General features: G+C 70.0%; 17 protein-coding genes. 11 read left to right on the top strand and 6 right to left on the bottom strand.

The genetic code is table 11. The annotated features are described in order from the left end of the window. The first annotated feature begins 35 nt into the window (after positions 1–35). The 5 genes from MJ607_RS10510 (at position 36) to MJ607_RS10490 (ending at position 5,711) form a co-directional block, all read left to right on the top strand. A complete protein-coding gene (locus MJ607_RS10510) occupies positions 36–851 on the top strand; it encodes a carbohydrate ABC transporter permease (protein WP_243075770.1) in 816 nt (271 codons plus the stop codon). Then, positions 848–3,139 (top strand): glycoside hydrolase family 3 N-terminal domain-containing protein, encoded by a 2,292-nt coding sequence (locus tag MJ607_RS10505; RefSeq protein ID WP_243075544.1) that lies wholly within the window; start codon positions 848–850, stop codon positions 3,137–3,139. The genes MJ607_RS10510 and MJ607_RS10505 overlap by 4 nt, the downstream gene beginning before the upstream one ends. Positions 3,140–3,240: 101 nt before the next feature. After that, positions 3,241–4,641, top strand: a complete 1,401-nt coding sequence (locus MJ607_RS10500; RefSeq protein ID WP_243075543.1) for an aspartate aminotransferase family protein — start codon at positions 3,241–3,243, stop codon at positions 4,639–4,641. Between the two features lie 55 nt (positions 4,642–4,696). After that, complete coding sequence (locus MJ607_RS10495) at positions 4,697–5,332, top strand: NADPH-dependent F420 reductase (protein WP_243075542.1); 636 nt, start codon at positions 4,697–4,699, stop codon at positions 5,330–5,332. Between the two features lie 19 nt (positions 5,333–5,351). Then, positions 5,352–5,711, top strand: a complete 360-nt coding sequence (locus tag MJ607_RS10490; RefSeq protein ID WP_243075541.1) for a hypothetical protein — start codon at positions 5,352–5,354, stop codon at positions 5,709–5,711. 33 nt (positions 5,712–5,744) lie between these two features. On the opposite strand, the gene MJ607_RS10485 is transcribed toward MJ607_RS10490, so the two are convergent. Further along, complete coding sequence (locus MJ607_RS10485; RefSeq protein ID WP_243075540.1) at positions 5,745–6,059, bottom strand: ATP-dependent DNA ligase; 315 nt, start codon at positions 6,057–6,059, stop codon at positions 5,745–5,747. 67 nt (positions 6,060–6,126) lie between these two features. Then, on the bottom strand, positions 6,127–6,702 hold the full coding sequence (locus MJ607_RS10480) for a TetR/AcrR family transcriptional regulator (RefSeq protein WP_243075539.1): 576 nt from the start codon (positions 6,700–6,702) through the stop codon (positions 6,127–6,129). A 53-nt stretch (positions 6,703–6,755) separates the two neighbouring features. Here MJ607_RS10480 and MJ607_RS10475 point away from each other — a divergent pair, with 53 nt between their 5' ends. Next, positions 6,756–7,820: an SDR family NAD(P)-dependent oxidoreductase gene (locus tag MJ607_RS10475; RefSeq protein ID WP_243075538.1), complete on the top strand. Its 1,065-nt coding sequence runs from the start codon at positions 6,756–6,758 to the stop codon at positions 7,818–7,820. A gap of 62 nt (positions 7,821–7,882) precedes the next feature. Here MJ607_RS10475 and MJ607_RS10470 read toward each other — a convergent pair whose 3' ends face one another. Further along, on the bottom strand, positions 7,883–9,442 hold the full coding sequence (locus MJ607_RS10470) for an SLC13 family permease (RefSeq protein WP_243075537.1): 1,560 nt from the start codon (positions 9,440–9,442) through the stop codon (positions 7,883–7,885). Positions 9,443–9,855: 413 nt separating this feature from the next. Here MJ607_RS10470 and MJ607_RS10465 point away from each other — a divergent pair, with 413 nt between their 5' ends. The 3 genes from MJ607_RS10465 (at position 9,856) to MJ607_RS10455 (ending at position 12,585) form a co-directional block, all read left to right on the top strand. Continuing rightward, positions 9,856–10,392, top strand: coding sequence for a hypothetical protein (locus MJ607_RS10465; RefSeq protein ID WP_243075536.1), 537 nt, complete (start codon positions 9,856–9,858; stop codon positions 10,390–10,392). Further along, the gene (locus MJ607_RS10460; RefSeq protein ID WP_243075535.1) at positions 10,389–10,982 is read left to right on the top strand and encodes an RNA polymerase sigma factor; all 594 of its coding nucleotides are present in this window, start codon (positions 10,389–10,391) and stop codon (positions 10,980–10,982) included. Before MJ607_RS10465 ends, MJ607_RS10460 begins: the two co-directional genes overlap by 4 nt. A gap of 118 nt (positions 10,983–11,100) precedes the next feature. Next, complete coding sequence (locus MJ607_RS10455; RefSeq protein ID WP_243075534.1) at positions 11,101–12,585, top strand: HNH endonuclease signature motif containing protein; 1,485 nt, start codon at positions 11,101–11,103, stop codon at positions 12,583–12,585. 97 nt (positions 12,586–12,682) lie between these two features. Here the strand turns inward: MJ607_RS10455 and MJ607_RS10450 are convergent, their stop codons facing one another. Then, positions 12,683–13,444 (bottom strand): cation diffusion facilitator family transporter, encoded by a 762-nt coding sequence (locus tag MJ607_RS10450; protein ID WP_243075533.1) that lies wholly within the window; start codon positions 13,442–13,444, stop codon positions 12,683–12,685. Continuing rightward, positions 13,441–13,791 carry a helix-turn-helix transcriptional regulator gene (locus tag MJ607_RS10445; protein ID WP_243075532.1) on the bottom strand — a complete coding sequence of 117 codons (351 nt, stop codon included), beginning with the start codon at positions 13,789–13,791 and terminating at the stop codon, positions 13,441–13,443. The genes MJ607_RS10450 and MJ607_RS10445 overlap by 4 nt, the downstream gene beginning before the upstream one ends. Positions 13,792–13,935: 144 nt before the next feature. Between MJ607_RS10445 and MJ607_RS10440 the strand changes: the two genes are divergently transcribed. Then, a complete protein-coding gene (locus MJ607_RS10440) occupies positions 13,936–14,301 on the top strand; it encodes a PadR family transcriptional regulator (protein WP_243075531.1) in 366 nt (121 codons plus the stop codon). Position 14,302: 1 nt separating this feature from the next. Then, positions 14,303–15,670 carry a permease prefix domain 1-containing protein gene (locus MJ607_RS10435; protein WP_243075530.1) on the top strand — a complete coding sequence of 456 codons (1,368 nt, stop codon included), beginning with the start codon at positions 14,303–14,305 and terminating at the stop codon, positions 15,668–15,670. On the opposite strand, the gene MJ607_RS10430 is transcribed toward MJ607_RS10435, so the two are convergent. Then, entirely contained in the window at positions 15,667–16,032 is a 366-nt protein-coding gene (locus tag MJ607_RS10430; protein ID WP_243075529.1) for a PRC-barrel domain containing protein, read from the bottom strand. The two genes, MJ607_RS10435 and MJ607_RS10430, sit on opposite strands and share 4 nt — an antisense overlap. Between the last annotated feature and the right edge of the window lie 18 nt (positions 16,033–16,050).

Below are 16,050 nucleotides of genomic sequence, written 5' to 3'. Positions count from 1 at the left end.
CGACGATCGAGTTGCCGCCGCCCCGACGCCAGCGCATGCGGCGCGCCACGCCGGCCGTGTGGTTCGTCGCGCTCGTCGTGATCGCACTGATGATCGGGCCCGTCCTGTACATCGTCCTCGGCGGGTTCCGCACGAACTCCCAGATCACCACAGACCCCGGCGGCCTGCCGGACCCGTGGATCTGGACGAACTACCTCGACGTCCTGACCGGCGGCGTCTTCTGGCAGCTCGTGCTCAACTCCACCATCGTCGGAGTCGCCACGACCGCGGGCGTCATCGCGCTGGGCCTCATGGCGAGCTACGTGCTCGCGCGATACCGGTTCCGCGGCCGGGGCGCGATGTACGCGCTCTTCGCGGCCGGGCTCATGTTCCCGATCACGGTCGCCATCACGCCCCTCTACATCGTCGTGCGGGACCTCGGGCTCATCAACTCCCTCGGGGGCGTCATCCTGCCGCAGATCGCTTTCGCGCTGCCGACGACGATCATCATCCTGGTGCCGTTCCTCCGCGCGATCCCCGACGAGATCGAAGAGGCCGCGTTCATCGACGGCTGCAGCCGTCTGGGCTTCTTCTGGCGGATGGTGCTTCCCCTGGCCGTTCCGGGAGTCATCACGGTCGGCATCCTCGCCTTCATCGGCAGCTGGAACAGCTACCTCCTGCCGCTGTTCCTCCTGAACGACAATGCGAACTTCACCCTGCCGCTGGGCGTGCAGGCCTTCTCGTCGCAGTACTCCGTCGACACGGCGAAGGTCCTCGCGTTCACCTCGCTCTCGATGATCCCGGCGCTCGCCTTCTTCAGCCTGTTCGAACGACGGATCGTCGGCGGCCTCACGGGAGCGGTCAAGGGATGAGCGACGTTCGACTTCCGCCCGTATCCGGGCGGGTGCAGTCCCTGCACGCCAGGATGACCCTCGAGGAGAAGCTCGGTCAGCTGGTCGGATACTGGGTCGACCAGGGCGACGAGCTCGTCGCGCCGATGGCGGGCGAGATGGCGACCTCGACGAAGTACGAGGAAGCCGCCGCCCACGGCATCGGCCACCTGACCCGCGTCTACGGCACCCGACCGGTCGATCCCGTCGAGCGCGCGGCGTGGCTGTGGGCCGAGCAGCGGCGGCTGCGCGAGCAGACGAGACTCGGCATCCCCGCCATCGTGCACGAGGAATGCCTCACGGGCCTCGCGGCGTGGAAGGCCGCGACCTTCCCGACCCCGCTCGCCTGGGGCGCGTCGTTCGACCCCGCGCTCGTCGAGGAGATGGGTCGTCTCATCGGCGGCTCGATGCGGCAGCTCGGCATCCATCAGGGACTCGCACCCGTGCTCGACGTCATCCGGGATCCCCGCTGGGGACGCGTGGACGAGTGCATCGCCGAGGATCCGTACGTCGTCGGCACGATCGGCACCGCGTATGTGCGGGGGCTGCAGGATGCCGGCATCCACGCGACCCTCAAGCACTTCGTGGGGTACTCGGCGTCGCAGGCCGGCCGCAACCACGCCCCCGTGCACGCCGGACCTCGTGAACTCGCCGACGTGCTGCTCCCGCCGTTCGAGATGGCCGTGCGCGACGGCGGCGTCCGCTCCGTGATGAACTCCTACGCGGACGTCGACGGCATCCCGGTCGCGGCATCGGCCGACCTGCTCACCGACCTCCTGCGGGAGAAGTGGGGCTTCGACGGCGTCGTCGTGTCGGACTACTTCTCGGTCGCCTTCCTGCACACGATGCACCGCGTCGCCGAGGATCTGGGAGAAGCGGCCGCGCTCGCGCTGGCCGCCGGCATCGACGTCGAGCTTCCGACGGGCGACGCGTTCGCCGCGCCGCTCGCCGCCGCCGTCCGCGACGGGCGCGTCGATGAAGCGCTGATCGACCGTGCCGTGCTGCGCGTGCTCACCGAGAAGGAGGAGCTCGGTCTCTTCGACGAGACGTTCGCCGAGCCGCCCACCGAGATCGATCTGGACACGCCCGCGCACCGCGATCTCGCCCGCCGGCTCGCGAGCGAGTCGATCATGCTGCTCTCGAACGACGGCATCCTCCCGCTGGATCCCGAGCGGCTCCGGCGGGTCGCGGTGATCGGCCCCAACGCCGACTCCGCCGAGGCGCTCATGGGCTGCTATTCGTTCGTGAACCACGTCCTCGCTCACCACCCGGATGTGCCGTTGGGACTCGAGCTGCCCAGCCTGGTCGATGCGCTGCGGCTCGAGCTGCCGGAAGCCGCGCTCGTCGTCGTGCCCGGCTGCGATGTGAGCGGAGACGACGTGAGCGGCATCCCGGATGCCGTCGCGGCGGCGCGCGACGCCGACGTCGCCCTCGTCGTCGTGGGCGATCGGGCCGGGCTGTTCGGCCGTGGGACGGTCGGCGAGGGCAACGACGTGGAAGACCTCGAGCTGCCGGGGGTCCAGCGTCGGCTGGTCGAGGAGGTCGTCGCGTCCGGCGTGCCGACCATCGTGGTCGTGCTCTCGGGTCGGCCCTACGCCATCGGCTGGGCACTGGACGGGCCGAGCGCACTGGTTCAGGCGTTCTTCCCCGGCGAAGAGGGCGGCGACGCGATCGCCGGCATCCTGACGGGGCGCACGTCTCCGTCAGGACGACTCCCCGTCTCTCTGCCCCGCTCCGCGGGGGCGCAGCCCTATTCGTACCTGCATCCCGTCCTCGGCGGCCCCTCCGAGATCACGAGCGCCGACAGCACCCCTGCTCTTCCGTTCGGATTCGGCCTGACCTACACGACCTTCCGGCACTCCGGCGTGACGGCCCCCGCCGAATCGAGCACAGACGCCGACCTCACGATCGTCGTGGATGTCGCGAACACGGGCACGCGCGCGGGAGTCGATGTCGTGCAGCTGTACGCGCGTGATGTCTATGCGAGTGTGACGCGCCCCGTCGCGCAGCTCGTCGGCTACGCGAGGGTCGCGCTCGAGCCGGGTGAGCGCACCGTGGTCGGGTTCGTCGTGCCGTCCGCTCGTCTCGCCTTCGCGGATCGCCGCGGCGTCCGCGTCGTCGAGCCCGGAGACATCGAGTTCTGGGTCGGCGGGTCCTGCGAGGATCGCGAGACGACGACGACGACGCGATTGACGGGTCCGGTGCACGAGGTGACAGCGGCCGACGGAAGGACCGTCGCCGTCGCGGTCGCCACGGCCGCACGGAGCTGAGCTCGCGACGGGCGGCGGGCGCTTCCTGTGGCGCCCGCCGGCCGTCCGTGCGCGCGGCCCCGAGCGGCGGTACCGTGGGCCCACCGATACGAGGGGGTTCCATGTCGACGATCGACCGCACGGTCCGCACCGACGAGCAGGCGCTGCAGCAGAAGGCCCGCGACCACCTCTGGATGCACTTCGCGCGGCAGTCGACCATGACCGAGGGCGACGGCGTGCCGATCATCGTGCGCGGCGAGGGACATCACATCTGGGATGCCGCGGGCAAGCGCTACATCGACGGGCTCTCGGGCCTGTTCGTGGTGAACGCGGGCCACGGCCGCCGGCGCCTCGCGGAGGCGGCGGCGCGCCAGGCCGAGCAGCTCGCGTTCTTCCCGATCTGGTCGTACGCGCACCCCTCCGCGATCGAGCTCGCCGAGCGCCTCGCGTCATACGCGCCGGGCGATCTCAACCGGGTGTTCTACTCGACGGGCGGCGGCGAAGCCGTCGAGACGGCGTTCAAGCTCGCGAAGCAGTACTGGAAGCTCATGGGCAAGCCCACGAAGCACAAGGTCATCTCGCGCGCGATCGCCTACCACGGCACGCCGCAGGGCGCCCTCGCGATCACGGGGCTGCCGGGCATGAAGTCGATGTTCGAGCCCGTCACCCCGGGCGGCTTCCGCGTGCCGAACACCAACTTCTACCGAGCTGACGAGATGGGCTTCCGCGGGACGCCCGAGGAGTTCGGCCGCTGGGCTGCCGACCGCATCGAGGAGATGATCCTCTTCGAAGGGGCCGACACCGTCGCGGCGGTCTTCCTCGAGCCGGTGCAGAACTCGGGCGGATGCTTCCCCCCGCCGCCCGGCTACTTCCAGCGCGTGCGCGAGATCTGCGATCGGCACGACGTCCTGCTCGTGAGCGACGAGGTCATCTGCGCCTTCGGACGGATCGGCGAGTGGTTCGCGTGCGACGCCTACGGCTACATCCCCGACATGATCACGTGCGCCAAGGCCATGACGAGCGGCTACTCCCCCTTGGGCGCGACGATCGTGAGCGACCGCGTCCACGAGCCGTTCGCACACGGGCAGACGAGCTTCCCGCACGGCTACACGTTCGCGGGGCATCCCGTCTCCGCCGCCGTCGCCCTCGAGAACCTCGACATCTTCGAGGAGGAGGGGCTCAACGAGCGCGTGCGCGAGAACTCGCCGATCTTCCGCTCGACGCTCGAGCGGCTGAACGACCTCCCGATCGTCGGCGACGTGCGCGGCGACGGGTACTTCTTCGGCATCGAGCTCGTCAAGGACAAGGCGACGCGCGAGACCTTCGACGACGATGAGTCGGAGCGGCTCCTGCGGGGCTTCCTCTCCAAGGCGCTCTACGACGCGGGCCTGTACTGCCGCGCCGACGACCGCGGCGATCCCGTCATCCAGCTCGCACCGCCCCTCACGACCGGGCCCGCCGAGTTCGACGAGATCGAGCAGATCCTGCGGGGCGTTCTGACAGAGGCCTGGTCACGGCTCTGACCGACTCGCGCCGACATCGAGGAATACGGATGCCGGGGGCGCGTTCCACCCCGACATGCCCACAGTGGGAATCATCGGCGCAGGACACATCGGATCAGCTGTCGCACGCGGGCTCGTCGCCCGCGGCTACGACGTCGTCATCGCCAACTCGCGGGGGCCCGAGACGCTCTCGGGTCTCGTGAGCGAGCTCGGCGAGAACGCCAGAGCCGCGACGACCCGCGACGCCGCGAACGCCGGAGAGTGGGTCGTCGTGACCGTGCCCCTCAAGGCGTATCGCGACATCCCCGCCGAACCGCTCGCGGGGAAGATCGTGCTCGACACGAACAACTACTACTGGGAGCGCGACGGCCGCATCGCCGAGCTCGACGAGAAGCGCGCGACGACGAGCGGGCTCCTGCAGGAGCACCTGCCCGGCTCCAAGGTCGCGAAGGCCTTCAACCACATCATGGCCGCGCAGATCAACACGGACGGCGCAACCCCGGGCACCCCCGGTCGTCGCGCACTCGCCACCGCGAGCGATTTCCCCGAGGCATCCGCCCTCGTGACCGAGCTGTACGACTCCTTCGGCTTCGACACCGTCGACATCGGACCGCTCGGCGAGAGCTGGCGCGTGGAGCGCGATCAGCCGGCTTATGTCGTGCGTCAGGATCGCGACGAACTCGTCGCCAATCTTGAGCGCGCGGCGCGATGAGCGGGCTTAAGGTGATCACATGGGGACGATCTACTACGGGGGCTCGGCCACTCCCATCCACATCGAGGACCGAGCGCTCGCGCACCTGAAGGTCGTGATCGCGACGAAGCTCCGCCGCGGCGAGAGCTTCACAGTCTCCTGGCAGCATCCCGACGACCAGCCTCGCGGACGCAGCACCCTGTGGCTCAATCCCTCGATCCCGCTGCGGTTCGTCTTCGACGATCCCGACCCGACCGAGCTCAACAGGATCTGGATCGAAGAGCTCGCGAACTCGGCGAACTCGTCAGGCGGCATCACGCTCGTCGCCGAGCACTTCGACACCGGGCCCATCGACGTCTCCGACAACGCGCCGCAGGTCGTCGAAGTCCACGAGGACTGAGCTCGTCCTCGTCTGTCGCTGTCGCAGTCGCGGTCAGTCGGTCTCGGGCGCCTGCTCCTCGGGCGGCTCAGGCACGAGCGTGAGCCCGCTGGGGCCGCTCGCGACCTGCATGAGGTCCTCGACCCAGGCGCGGTTGATGCGGGGCTGACGACTCCCGAAGAAGTGGAACTGCAGCGCGACGGACGGATTGATCCAGAAGCTGCGCCGGCCGCTGCCGTCGCCGATCTCGACGTCGAACATGAAGGCCTCCGAGCGGCGCAGCTTGTTCATGACGACGATGCGCAGATGCGCGAGCGTGCGGTCCTCGATATCGACCGAGTCGCCGCCGCTGTAAATGAATCGCCCCATCGTGATCCTTCCCCGAGACAGACAACGGTAACCCGTCGCGCGACCATCGGGATGCAGCGCGCGGTTCTCAGCTGCGTGAAGTGGCCTCGAAGGCGGCGCGCAGGAGGCGGCGCGCGCGGGACGCGGCATCCGCTCTCCCCTCCCTCGGTGTGCGCGCGATCACGAACGCGAGCATCTCGGTCGCGAGCAGGACGTCTTCGATTTCGACGGATGCCGCACGCCCGGCCGCGTGCTGCCGGTCGACGAGTCGCGCCACGACCTCGCGGAAGCGCAGCCCGAGCGGCACGACGCGCGGCTCACCGGGGCCGGACGTGAGCAGTTCGATGAAGGCGGTCGAGACGACCGCCTGGTCGGCGACGAGGTCGAGGAGGTCTTCGATCGTGCGGTCGGGCTCGGCGGCGAAGGCCTCGAGCTCGAGGATGTTGTCGTCGAAGACCGCGAGGGCGAGCGCCGTACGGTCGGGGAAATGCCGGTAGAGGCTGCCCTGTCCGACGCCGGCGCGCTTGGCGACCTGGCTGAAGGGCGCACTGAGCCCCGCTTCGGCGTACACCTCGCGCGCGGCGGCGATGAGGGCTCGGCGATTGGAGGGACCAGCTGCAGGACCGCGGTTGGCGCGGGACGCGGTCTCCGAAGGAGTCGGCACGGGAATACACTATTACCGGACAAAGCTGTCCGGTAACGACGGAAGGACCCGGAATGACCATTGACGCTTCACGCTCCCTCACGGGAGACACCTCGATCGCCGACTGGCTCGCCGACCCGGCCGGCAACGCGATCCTCACCGAGATGCTCGCGCAGGGCGGTCAGACGCCCGACGTGTTCAAGCCCGTCCGCCGCCTCGCCCTCAAGCGCCTCGTCAAGCTGAGCCGCGGCGCCTTCACGCAGGAGATGCTCGACGACCTCGTGCGCAACGCCGCTTCAGGCGCCGTGCCCGCAGGGGCCCCGGCAGCGACTGCCGCACCTGCGCCTGCCGCGGAGGCCGCGCGCCCCGCGCCCCGCGAGTGGACCGAGCGCATCGACGGCGGCCGCTTCACGGGCAAGACCGTCGTCGTGACGGGAGCCGGTTCGGGCATCGGCCGCGCCACGGCTTCGCGCGTCGCCCGCGAGGGCGGACGCGTCGTCGCCGTCGACGTGAGCCAGGAGCGCCTCGACGAGTTCGTCGCCGAGCACGCGGGCGCCGAGATCGTCGCGCTCACCGCCGACATCACCGACGACGCCGGCGTCGCGCGCATCGTCGAGGCGGCCGGCGGCACGATCGACTGCCTCGCGAACATCGCCGGAATCATGGACGACATGACGCCCGTCGGCGAGCTGTCGGACGCCGTCTGGGAGCGCGTCATGCGCGTCAACGTGACCGGCACGATGAAGATGATGCGCGCCGTCATCCCCGGCATGCTCGAGCAGGGCTTCGGCTCGATCGTCAACACGGCGTCCGAAGCGGCCCTCCGCGGCTCGGCCGCCGGTGCCGCCTACACGGCCTCGAAGCACGCCGTCGTGGGTCTGACGAAGTCGAGCGGCTTCATGTACGGACCGAGCGGCATCCGCGTCAACGCCGTCGCCCCGGGACCGACCATCACCAACATCGAGGCCTCGTTCGCCTCGCCGCTCGGCGCCGAGCGCGTGCAGCTCGCGATGACGATCCTGCCCGACGCCGCCGAGGCGGAGGCGCTCGCGGCATCCATCACCTTCCTCCTGAGCGATGACGGCGTGAACGTCAACGGCGTCGTGCTCGCGAGCGACGGCGGGTGGTCGGCGGCGTAAGCCCCTCCACCCTGGGCGGCCCCGCAGCGACCCGAACGCTGCGGGGCCGCTGTCGGATGCGGTCAGAACGGCCAGACGAGCGGTACGTAGAAGACCGCGACGAGCAGGAACAGGATCGCGAGCGGGAGGCCGAGCTTCCAGTAGTCGCCGAACTGGTAGCCCGCGGGATCCATGACCATGAGGTTCGCGGGCGTCGCGACGGGCGTGAGGAAGGCCGCGGCGGCGACGACGGCGAGCGCCATGAGGAACGGCTGCGCCGAGACGCCCAGGGTCGCTGCTATCGACAGCGCGATGGGCGCGACGATCAGGACTGTTGCGGTGTTGCTGATGAGCTGGCTCAGGACGAGGGTCAGCAGGAGCAGCACGGCGAGGGCGACGTAGGGTCCTTGGTCGCCGATGAGCGAGAGCAGTCCGTCCGCGATGAGGTCGGCGGCGCCCGTCTTGGTGAAGGCCGTCGACAGCGGGATCATGCCCGCGATGAGCACGATGGTCGTCCACGAGATCGAGCCGTACGCCTGCGGCACCTTGACGACCCCACTGAGGACGAGGGCGCAGGCCGCGAGCAGCGCCGCGACTGCGGGCGGGACGAGCCCCGTCGCGAGCAGCACGACCATGGCTCCGACGATGACGAGCGTGCGCTTGGCCCCGCGTCCGAGCGGCACGAAGCGGCGCAGCTCCTGCGGCGAGTGCACGGGCAGGACGCCTTCTTCGTCGGCGTGCCGGACGAGGTCGTCCCACCGCCCCTGCATGAGCAGCGCGTCCCCCGCCTGGACGACGATCTCGCCCTTGAGCACGGCGTCGCCCCGGCGCGCGGCGAGCACGACGAGGTCGCCCGTCGGCGTCGTCATGCCGGGGAACACCTTCGACCCGATGAGCGGCGAGCGCGGCGCCACGACGACCTCGGTGACACCATTCGCGGGGCCCACGAGCAGCGAGGTCTCGAGGCTCAGCGAATACTGCCGGCGCAGCATCCGTGCATGCCTCATCAGGTCGATCGGCATCTGCGCGCTCTCGCGCTGAGGCAGGAGGAAGCGCGAGAAGAACGTCAGGATGAGCACCGTGCCGATGACGAGAGGGATGCCGACGAGGGCGAACTCGAAGTAGCCGAATGCTCTCTCCCCCGCGCCGACCGCGAACTCGGACACGATGATGTTGACGGGTGTGCCCGTGAGCAGCAGCATCGATCCCGCGCTCGCGGCGAACGCGAGCGGCATGAGCAGCTGCGACGGCGGGAGGCTCGCTCGAGTCGCCACGACGACGACGAGCGGCAGCAGGGCGGCGACGGCGCCGTTGACGCTGATGAGCGCCGAGACGACCGCGACGAGCAGGCCGATCACGAGCAGGAGCGTGCGACGCTTCGTGCCCGCGCGCGCGATGACCTTCTGCCCCGCCCACGTCGTGACACCCGTCGCGTCGAGCGCTTCGCTCACGACGAAGAGCGCCGCGATGAAGAGGACTGTCGGGTCACCGAACCCCGCGAGCGCCTCGGTGAGCGTCAGGACGCCCGTGAAGTAGAGCGCGAGCGCGACACCGATCGCGACGATGCCGAGCGGCAGGCGATTGCTCACGAAGGCGACGATCGCGAGGACGAGGATCACGAGTGTTGCGACGACGGGGTCCACGCGGCTCAGCGTAGCCATCCGCCTGCGCGGCGCGCCCGAGCCCGCTCGCGGTGCGGCTGTTTCGGCCGGCGGTTCGGGGGTTTCGGCTCGGGGTTCGGTGGCTTCGGCTGGCCGTTCGGCGGTTTCGGCTCGCGGTGCAGCAGTTCGGCTGGCGGTGCAGCGGTTTCGGCTCGCGGTGTGGTGGTTTCGGCCGGCCGTGCGGCGGTTTCGGCTCGCGTTGTGGTGGTTTCGGCTGGCCGTGCGGGGGTTTCGGCTGGCCGTGCGGGGGTTTCGGCTCGGGGTTCGGTGGCTTCGGCTCGGGGTTCGGTGGCTTCGGCTGGCCGTGCGGCGGTTTCGGCTCGCGTGCAACGTTTCGGCTCGTGCCGGCCACGTACTTGGTGAGAGCCCATCTGAGCACGGAGGATGACAACACCATGAGCGAGCCGATGATCGACGACCTGCTTGCCCGCAGCGCTCCGCCCAGCCGGGCCTGGGAGCCCGGCGTGCAGGCCCGCCTCGACGCCCTCGTCGTCGAGGCGCGCGGCCGGGCGCGCGCGACGCGCCGTCGGAAGACGCTCGCGTGGGCGATGACGCCGCTCGCGCTGGCCCCGGCGCTCGCGCTCGCCACCACGGGCGGCACCGACCCGCGGATGGTCCCGGACTTGGTCATCCCCGTGACGTACACGACCGACACCGGGCGGACGGTCAGCTGCTCGCTCGAGTTCTTCAACGGCGAACTCGACTACGTCGAGGTGAGCACGGCGGCCGTCGACCACCTGCGCACACTGGACTGGACGGGCATCGGCCAGCGCCTCTACGACACGGCTCTGCGCTACGAGGCCGCAGGCGACTCCTTCCCCTGGTCGAGTGCCGAGAACGATCTGATCACAGCGACGATCCCCGGTGAGCTGCTGACCGCCGACACGGGCGGCATGGGCGGAGACAGCGACTGCACGGGAGAGCTGCATTGAGTGCCGGTGGGTTCTCGCTGCCGCGTCCCGTTCCGGGGACCCGGCGCGACGGCGCCACCGCGCGCGTCGAAGCGGTCACCGAGCTCGTCGAGCGCGAGGCGGGAAGCCTGCTCGACTACTTCCTGCGCCGCACGACGACCCCTGCCGATGCCGCCGATCTGCTCGGCGAGACCCTCCTCGTCGTGTGGCGGCGTGAGCGGTCGATCCCCGACGATCCCACGAAGGCGCGCATGTGGCTGTTCGGCGTCGCCCGGAAGGTCTTCGCAGGACAGCGGCGCACGCACGCGAGGCGCACAGCGCTGACCCAGCGGCTCGGCGAAGAGCTGAGCGTCCAGGGCTCCGCTCCCGACGACGGGGATCTCACAGCCCGGGTGCGCAGCGTGCTCGAGCTGCTCGACGAGATCGACCAGGAGATCATCCGGCTCGCCTACTGGGATGGGTTCAGCCTCGCCGAAGTTGCCGAGATCCTCTCGATGCGACCCGCCACCGTCCGCAGCCGGCACGCCCGCGCCCGCGCGAAGCTCCGGTCGTGGCTCGACGCGGAAGGTGCGGGGCTAGGGATCCGGACCGCGGACGCCGAGAATGGTTGATTTCATCTCTTCGACGCTCTTTTCTGATTGCGTTTGCATTCTTCGTAGATATGTTCTAGCATGTGAGGAGAAGTCGCGCAACGTACCCACTTAGCGCGCAGCACCGTGAGTCGCCCGCATGAGCCGTGGCGCACCAGAAGAGACGGGCGTTGCCGTGGGGTACGAGTTCGAAGCGAGCGGTCCAGCGCCGGGGGTGTGGCGCGAGCTCGACACTCTCGTCGACGAGGTGCAGCACGCGCGGGCAGCCGTCGCCGCTGCGCAGGCGCACGAGGCGGCGCTCCTCGCACGGGCGGTCGACCTCGTCGAGGCGCGCACGGTGGAACGGCGCACGCAGGGCGTGCGGTTCGGCAACGATCTGCCACTGCGCGAGGTGTCGGCCGAGCTCGGCACCGCGATGCGCGTCGGCGACCGCACGGTGCAGCGGCGGATCGACGACGCGCACACGCTCGTCACGCGCTTCTCGGCGACGTTCGACGCGTGGCGCGCGGGCCGGATCGATCGACAGCACGTCACGACGATCGTCGACGAGGGCGTCGTGCTGACGGAAGACGCCGCTCGGCGCGAGTACGAGACGCTCACCCTCGCGGTGGCCGAGGTCGAGTCCGCGGGGCGCATGAGAGAGATCGCTCGGGTGATCGCGGCGCGGATCGATCCCGAGGCATCGGCTCGCCGCCGGACGGCCGCGCTGCGCAGCCGCGACGTGCGCGTGCTCGACCTCGACGACGGCATGGCCCGGCTGCTCGCCGACCTGCCCGCTCCCCTGGCGTACGCGATCATGGACCGTCTCACCGAGTTCGCGCGCAGTGTCGCCGATGCGGAGGGCGCTGGGTTGGATCGGGGACCGGATGCCGCGCGGCCGGTCGCAGCGGAGCACGACACTGACGCAGCCGTGAACGCCGACGACGAGGCCTCTGCTTCAAGGACGCTCGGCGAGATCCGCGCCGATGTGCTCTCCGATCTGCTGCTGACTTCCGTCCCCACGGGCCACGGCGGCACGGACGGCAGCGCGCTGACGGGCATCCGCGGCGCGATTCAGGTGACGATCCCGATCGAGACGGCGGCGGGCGTCAGCGAGGAGCCGGCGCTGCTGAGCGGCTACGGGCCGGTCGACGCAGACCTCGTCCGCCGCCTCATGGCGGCGACGCCCGCGTGGACCCGTGTGCTGGTCGACGGGCAGACCGGCGCGCCGGTCGCCGTCCACTGCTATCGACCGTCTGCCGAACTGCGGCGGTTCTTGAACGTTCGCGACGAGCGCTGCCGCTTCCCGGGCTGCACGATGAAGCCGTGGCGCTGCGACGCCGATCACACGATCGACGCGGCCTTGGGCGGGGTCACCGCGGAATGCAACCTCGCGCATCTCTGCCGTCGACATCACGTGCTCAAGCACGTGTCGTTCTGGCGGGTCGAACAAGTCGGCGGTCGCCTCATCTGGACGAGCCCGACAGGTCGCGTCTACACCGACCATATGCCGGCGACGCTGAGGTTCATTCCGAGCGCGGAGGCGCCTCGGCGGGGTGCCGTGCGCGGGCACGGTCGCACCTCGGAGCGTGCACCGGCACTCGCCAGTTCTCACGTGCCGGACGATGATCCGCCTCCGTTCTGAGGCACCGGGCCGTCGCAAGGCGGGGTGGGGCCGGCGCGGACGGGGCGTCCGAGGCTCCGACCGTTGGCAGGGGGCTCGGTCGCGGACTCGCTGACGATCAGTCGTGGTGGTTGTGCTCGTGGTGCCGCTCGGGGCCGCGGGCGCGACCGTGGTCGGCCTCGTGGTCGTGGTCGCGCTCGTGCTCGTGGTCGGCCTCGTGGTCGTGGTCGTGGTCGTGGTCGTCCTCGAGGATCATCGCGACGGAGGTGGCGCAGGCGTCGCCGCGCCAGGCCTCGATGCCCTCGCGGATCGCGAATCCGGCGATGACGAGGCCGGCGATCGCGTCGGCCCACCACCATCCCAAGATGCTGTTCAGCAGGAGCCCGATCAGGACCGCGGCGGACAGGTAGGTGCAGATCAACGTCTGCTTCGAGTCGGCGACCGCCGTGGCAGAGCCGAGCGCTCGCCCCGCGCGGCGCTCAGCGAGGGACAGGAAAGGCATGACCACGACGCTCAGGGCCGTGATGACGATGCCGAGCGTGCTGTGCTCCGCCTCGACGCGCCCGAGCAGCGCGAGCAGCGACGACGAGATGACGTATGCGGCGAGGGCGAAGAACGCGACAGCGATCACGCGGAGCGTCGGTTTCTCCCAGCGCTCCGGTTCCCGACGGGTGAATTGCCATGCGACAGCCGCGGCCGAGAGCACCTCGATCGTCGAGTCGAGCCCGAACGCGATCAGTGCCCCGGAGGATGCAACGCTGCCGGCGGTGATCGCGACGATCGCTTCGATGACGTTGTAGGCGATGGTCGCGGAGACGATCCAGCGCACCCGTCGCTGCAGCACGTGCCGACGATCGGAGGTCAGCGCCGTCGCGCTCATGCGCAGGTGCAGCCTTCCCCGTCGCAGCAGTCGGGGTCGACGACCAGGACCACTTGGAGCAGCTCGCTCAGCGCCGGCGCGAGGTGTGGATCAGCCAGCCGGTATTCGCTGCGCCGGCCGTTCGGCGAAGCCGTCACGAGTCCGCAGCCCCGAAGGCAGGCGAGCTGATTGGACATCACCTGCCGCGACACTCCCAGCGCGTCGGCCAGATCCGACGGGTACCCGGGGGCGTCTCGAAGCGCGAGCAGGATGCCCACGCGGGTCGGATCCGAGAGCGCGTGCCCGAGCCGGGCCAGTGCTGCGGTGTGGGTGGCCGTGGCGGTGGCAGGGGCAGGGGCAGCTGGCATGTCGCAACAATACAGCGAATCGTGAATCGACAGCAGGATGAGCAGTCCTGACCGCAGCGTCGACGGGTCCAGCGAACAGGGTGTACCTTGTACCTCTAGGTACGTAGAACTGCAAGGCATACACCGCAAGGTATAGGGGCGATCATGCGCATCGGCAAGGACCTCGTCGCGGCCACCGCGACCCCGCTCGTCCTCGGCATCCTCGCCGACGGCGAGTCGTACGGCTACGCGATCCTGCGGCGCATCAACGAGCTCTCCGACGGCGAGCTGGAATGGAGCGACGGGATGCTGTATCCCCTGCTCCACCGCCTCGAGCGCCTCGGCCACATCGAGTCGACGTGGGGTGCGGCGCCCAACGGACGCCCGCGCAAGCACTACCGCCTCAGCCACAGCGGGGAGGCGGCCTTCGCCGAGCAGCGCCGCCAATGGCAGGTCGTCAGCCGCACACTGCAGCAGGTCTGGAAGGACCGCGGCGACTCGCGATCCGCGCTCGCGCTGGGAGGGATCTGACATGGCCTCGACTGCAGCGGTCGAGGCACAGATCGACGAGTGGCGGCGCTTCGTCTCGCGCCGCGAAGCCATCGCGGGAGCCGACGTCACCGAGCTCGAGGCCCACCTGCGCGACCAGATCGACGGGCTCGAGGCATCCGGTCTCTCTTCGGACGAGGCGTTCCTCGTCGCCGTGACGCGCATGGGCAAGCTCGACGACCTCTCGCGTGAGTTCGCACGCGAACACTCCGACCGCCTCTGGAAGCAGCTCGTCGTGGGCGACGAGACCGCGCCCCCTCTGACGGGCCTCGCCCTCGCCTTCGGCCTCGCGTGCGCCGCCGCGGTCGCGGTCAAGGTGCCGGCGCTCTTCGGCATCACCTTCGGCGGCGACCCGACGTTCTACGGCCTCAACATCGCCGTCCTGATCCTCCCGTTCCTCGCCGCGTTCTTCCTCATTCGCCGGCGGGCGCGCCCGGGCACGATCCTCGCCGTCGCGGCGCCGTTCGCGACGGCGGCCGTCATCCTCAACGTCTACCCCTTCACGATCGGGGGCTCGACGATCGGCCTCGCGGCCCTGCACGCGGCCGTCGCGCTATGGCTCGTGACGGGCATCGCCTACGTCGCGGGGGCGTGGCGCTCCGAGCGCGCGCGCATGGACTTCATCCGCTTCACGGGCGAATGGTTCATCTACCTCGTGCTCATCGCGCTCGGCGGCGGCGTGCTCGCGATGCTCACGGTCGGCGTCTTCGGCTCGATCGGCCTCGACGCGGCGTGGTTCGTCCAGGAGTGGCTCATCCCGTGCGGCCTCGCGGGCGCCGTCGTCCTCTCCGGCTGGCTCGTCGAAGCCAAGCAGAGCGTCATCGAGAACATCGCACCCGTCCTCACCAAGCTCTTCACGCCGCTGTTCACGCTGCTCCTGCTCGCGCTCATCGTCGCGGGGCTCATCCAGCGCGCCAGCGTCGACGGCACGGGCATCGTCGTGTTCGGTCAGCGCGACCTGCTCATCATCTTCGACCTCGTGCTCGTGGTCGTGCTCGGACTTCTCCTCTACTCGCTCTCCGCGCGCGATCCGCAGCAGGCGCCCGGGTGGTTCGACCGGCTGCAGCTCGTGCTGCTCGTCGCGGCGCTCATCATCGACATCCTCGTTCTCATCGGCATGATCACGCGCACCGCCGAATACGGCGCGAGCCCCAACAAGCTCGCGTCCCTCGGCCTGAACGTCATCCTGCTCGTCAACCTCGCGGGGGCCGCCTGGCTGCAGCTGAGATTCGTGATGCACAAGACCTCGTTCGACCGTGTCGAGCGCTGGCAGACGGCGTACGTGCCTGTCTACCTCGTGTGGGCCACGATCGTCGCCGCCGTCTTCCCGCCGGCGTTCGGGTTCGTCTAAGCCGCACCCGGTGAGCGTCCCGGGATGGGCAGACGGACGTCGAGCGGGATGACGGGCGGATCGACCCCGAGCCGCACTTCGCCCTCGACGATGCGGTCCACGCACTCCCACGGCACAAGCCGCGATCCGCGGTGCAGGTAGCGGATGATGGCGGCGAGGACGACCGGATGCCGCACCTGGCCGCGCTCGTACCCGTAGAACGAGCTGCGCGAGCGCGGGCTCACGATGAGCGCGATGAGTTCGAGCTCGCCCTCCCGGCGTCTCCCGCCCGGACCGCGGCGGAAGCGCGCGTCCACGACAGTGCCGAGCGTTTCGCCCGAGGGGGTGCGGACGCGGCATCCCAACAGCTCACTCAGGATCATGACGACCTCCCGGACGGC

It is taken from the genome of Microbacterium sp. SS28 (genome assembly GCF_022761035.1).
GTDB lineage: Bacteria > Actinomycetota > Actinomycetes > Actinomycetales > Microbacteriaceae > Microbacterium.
Note: the sequence above shows the minus strand (reverse complement) of the source record. Positions and strands in the feature narration are given on the sequence as shown.

Bases quoted from the DNA above. Each gene is read 5' to 3' on its own strand.
- MJ607_RS10505 (WP_243075544.1), top strand. From the start codon at position 848: ATGAGCGACGTTCGACTTCCGCCCGTATCCGGGCGGGTGCAGTCCCTG.
- MJ607_RS10435 (WP_243075530.1), top strand. From the start codon at position 14,303: ATGGCCTCGACTGCAGCGGTCGAGGCACAGATCGACGAGTGGCGGCGC.
- MJ607_RS10450 (WP_243075533.1), bottom strand. From the start codon at position 13,444: ATGAGCGCGACGGCGCTGACCTCCGATCGTCGGCACGTGCTGCAGCGA.
- MJ607_RS10485 (WP_243075540.1), bottom strand. From the start codon at position 6,059: ATGGGGCGATTCATTTACAGCGGCGGCGACTCGGTCGATATCGAGGAC.
- MJ607_RS10495 (WP_243075542.1), top strand. From the start codon at position 4,697: ATGCCCACAGTGGGAATCATCGGCGCAGGACACATCGGATCAGCTGTC.
- MJ607_RS10465 (WP_243075536.1), top strand. From the start codon at position 9,856: ATGAGCGAGCCGATGATCGACGACCTGCTTGCCCGCAGCGCTCCGCCC.
- MJ607_RS10455 (WP_243075534.1), top strand. From the start codon at position 11,101: ATGAGCCGTGGCGCACCAGAAGAGACGGGCGTTGCCGTGGGGTACGAG.
- MJ607_RS10440 (WP_243075531.1), top strand. From the start codon at position 13,936: ATGCGCATCGGCAAGGACCTCGTCGCGGCCACCGCGACCCCGCTCGTC.
- MJ607_RS10445 (WP_243075532.1), bottom strand. From the start codon at position 13,791: ATGCCAGCTGCCCCTGCCCCTGCCACCGCCACGGCCACCCACACCGCA.
- MJ607_RS10475 (WP_243075538.1), top strand. From the start codon at position 6,756: ATGACCATTGACGCTTCACGCTCCCTCACGGGAGACACCTCGATCGCC.
- MJ607_RS10490 (WP_243075541.1), top strand. From the start codon at position 5,352: ATGGGGACGATCTACTACGGGGGCTCGGCCACTCCCATCCACATCGAG.
- MJ607_RS10500 (WP_243075543.1), top strand. From the start codon at position 3,241: ATGTCGACGATCGACCGCACGGTCCGCACCGACGAGCAGGCGCTGCAG.
- MJ607_RS10430 (WP_243075529.1), bottom strand. From the start codon at position 16,032: ATGATCCTGAGTGAGCTGTTGGGATGCCGCGTCCGCACCCCCTCGGGC.
- MJ607_RS10510 (WP_243075770.1), top strand. From the start codon at position 36: ATGCGGCGCGCCACGCCGGCCGTGTGGTTCGTCGCGCTCGTCGTGATC.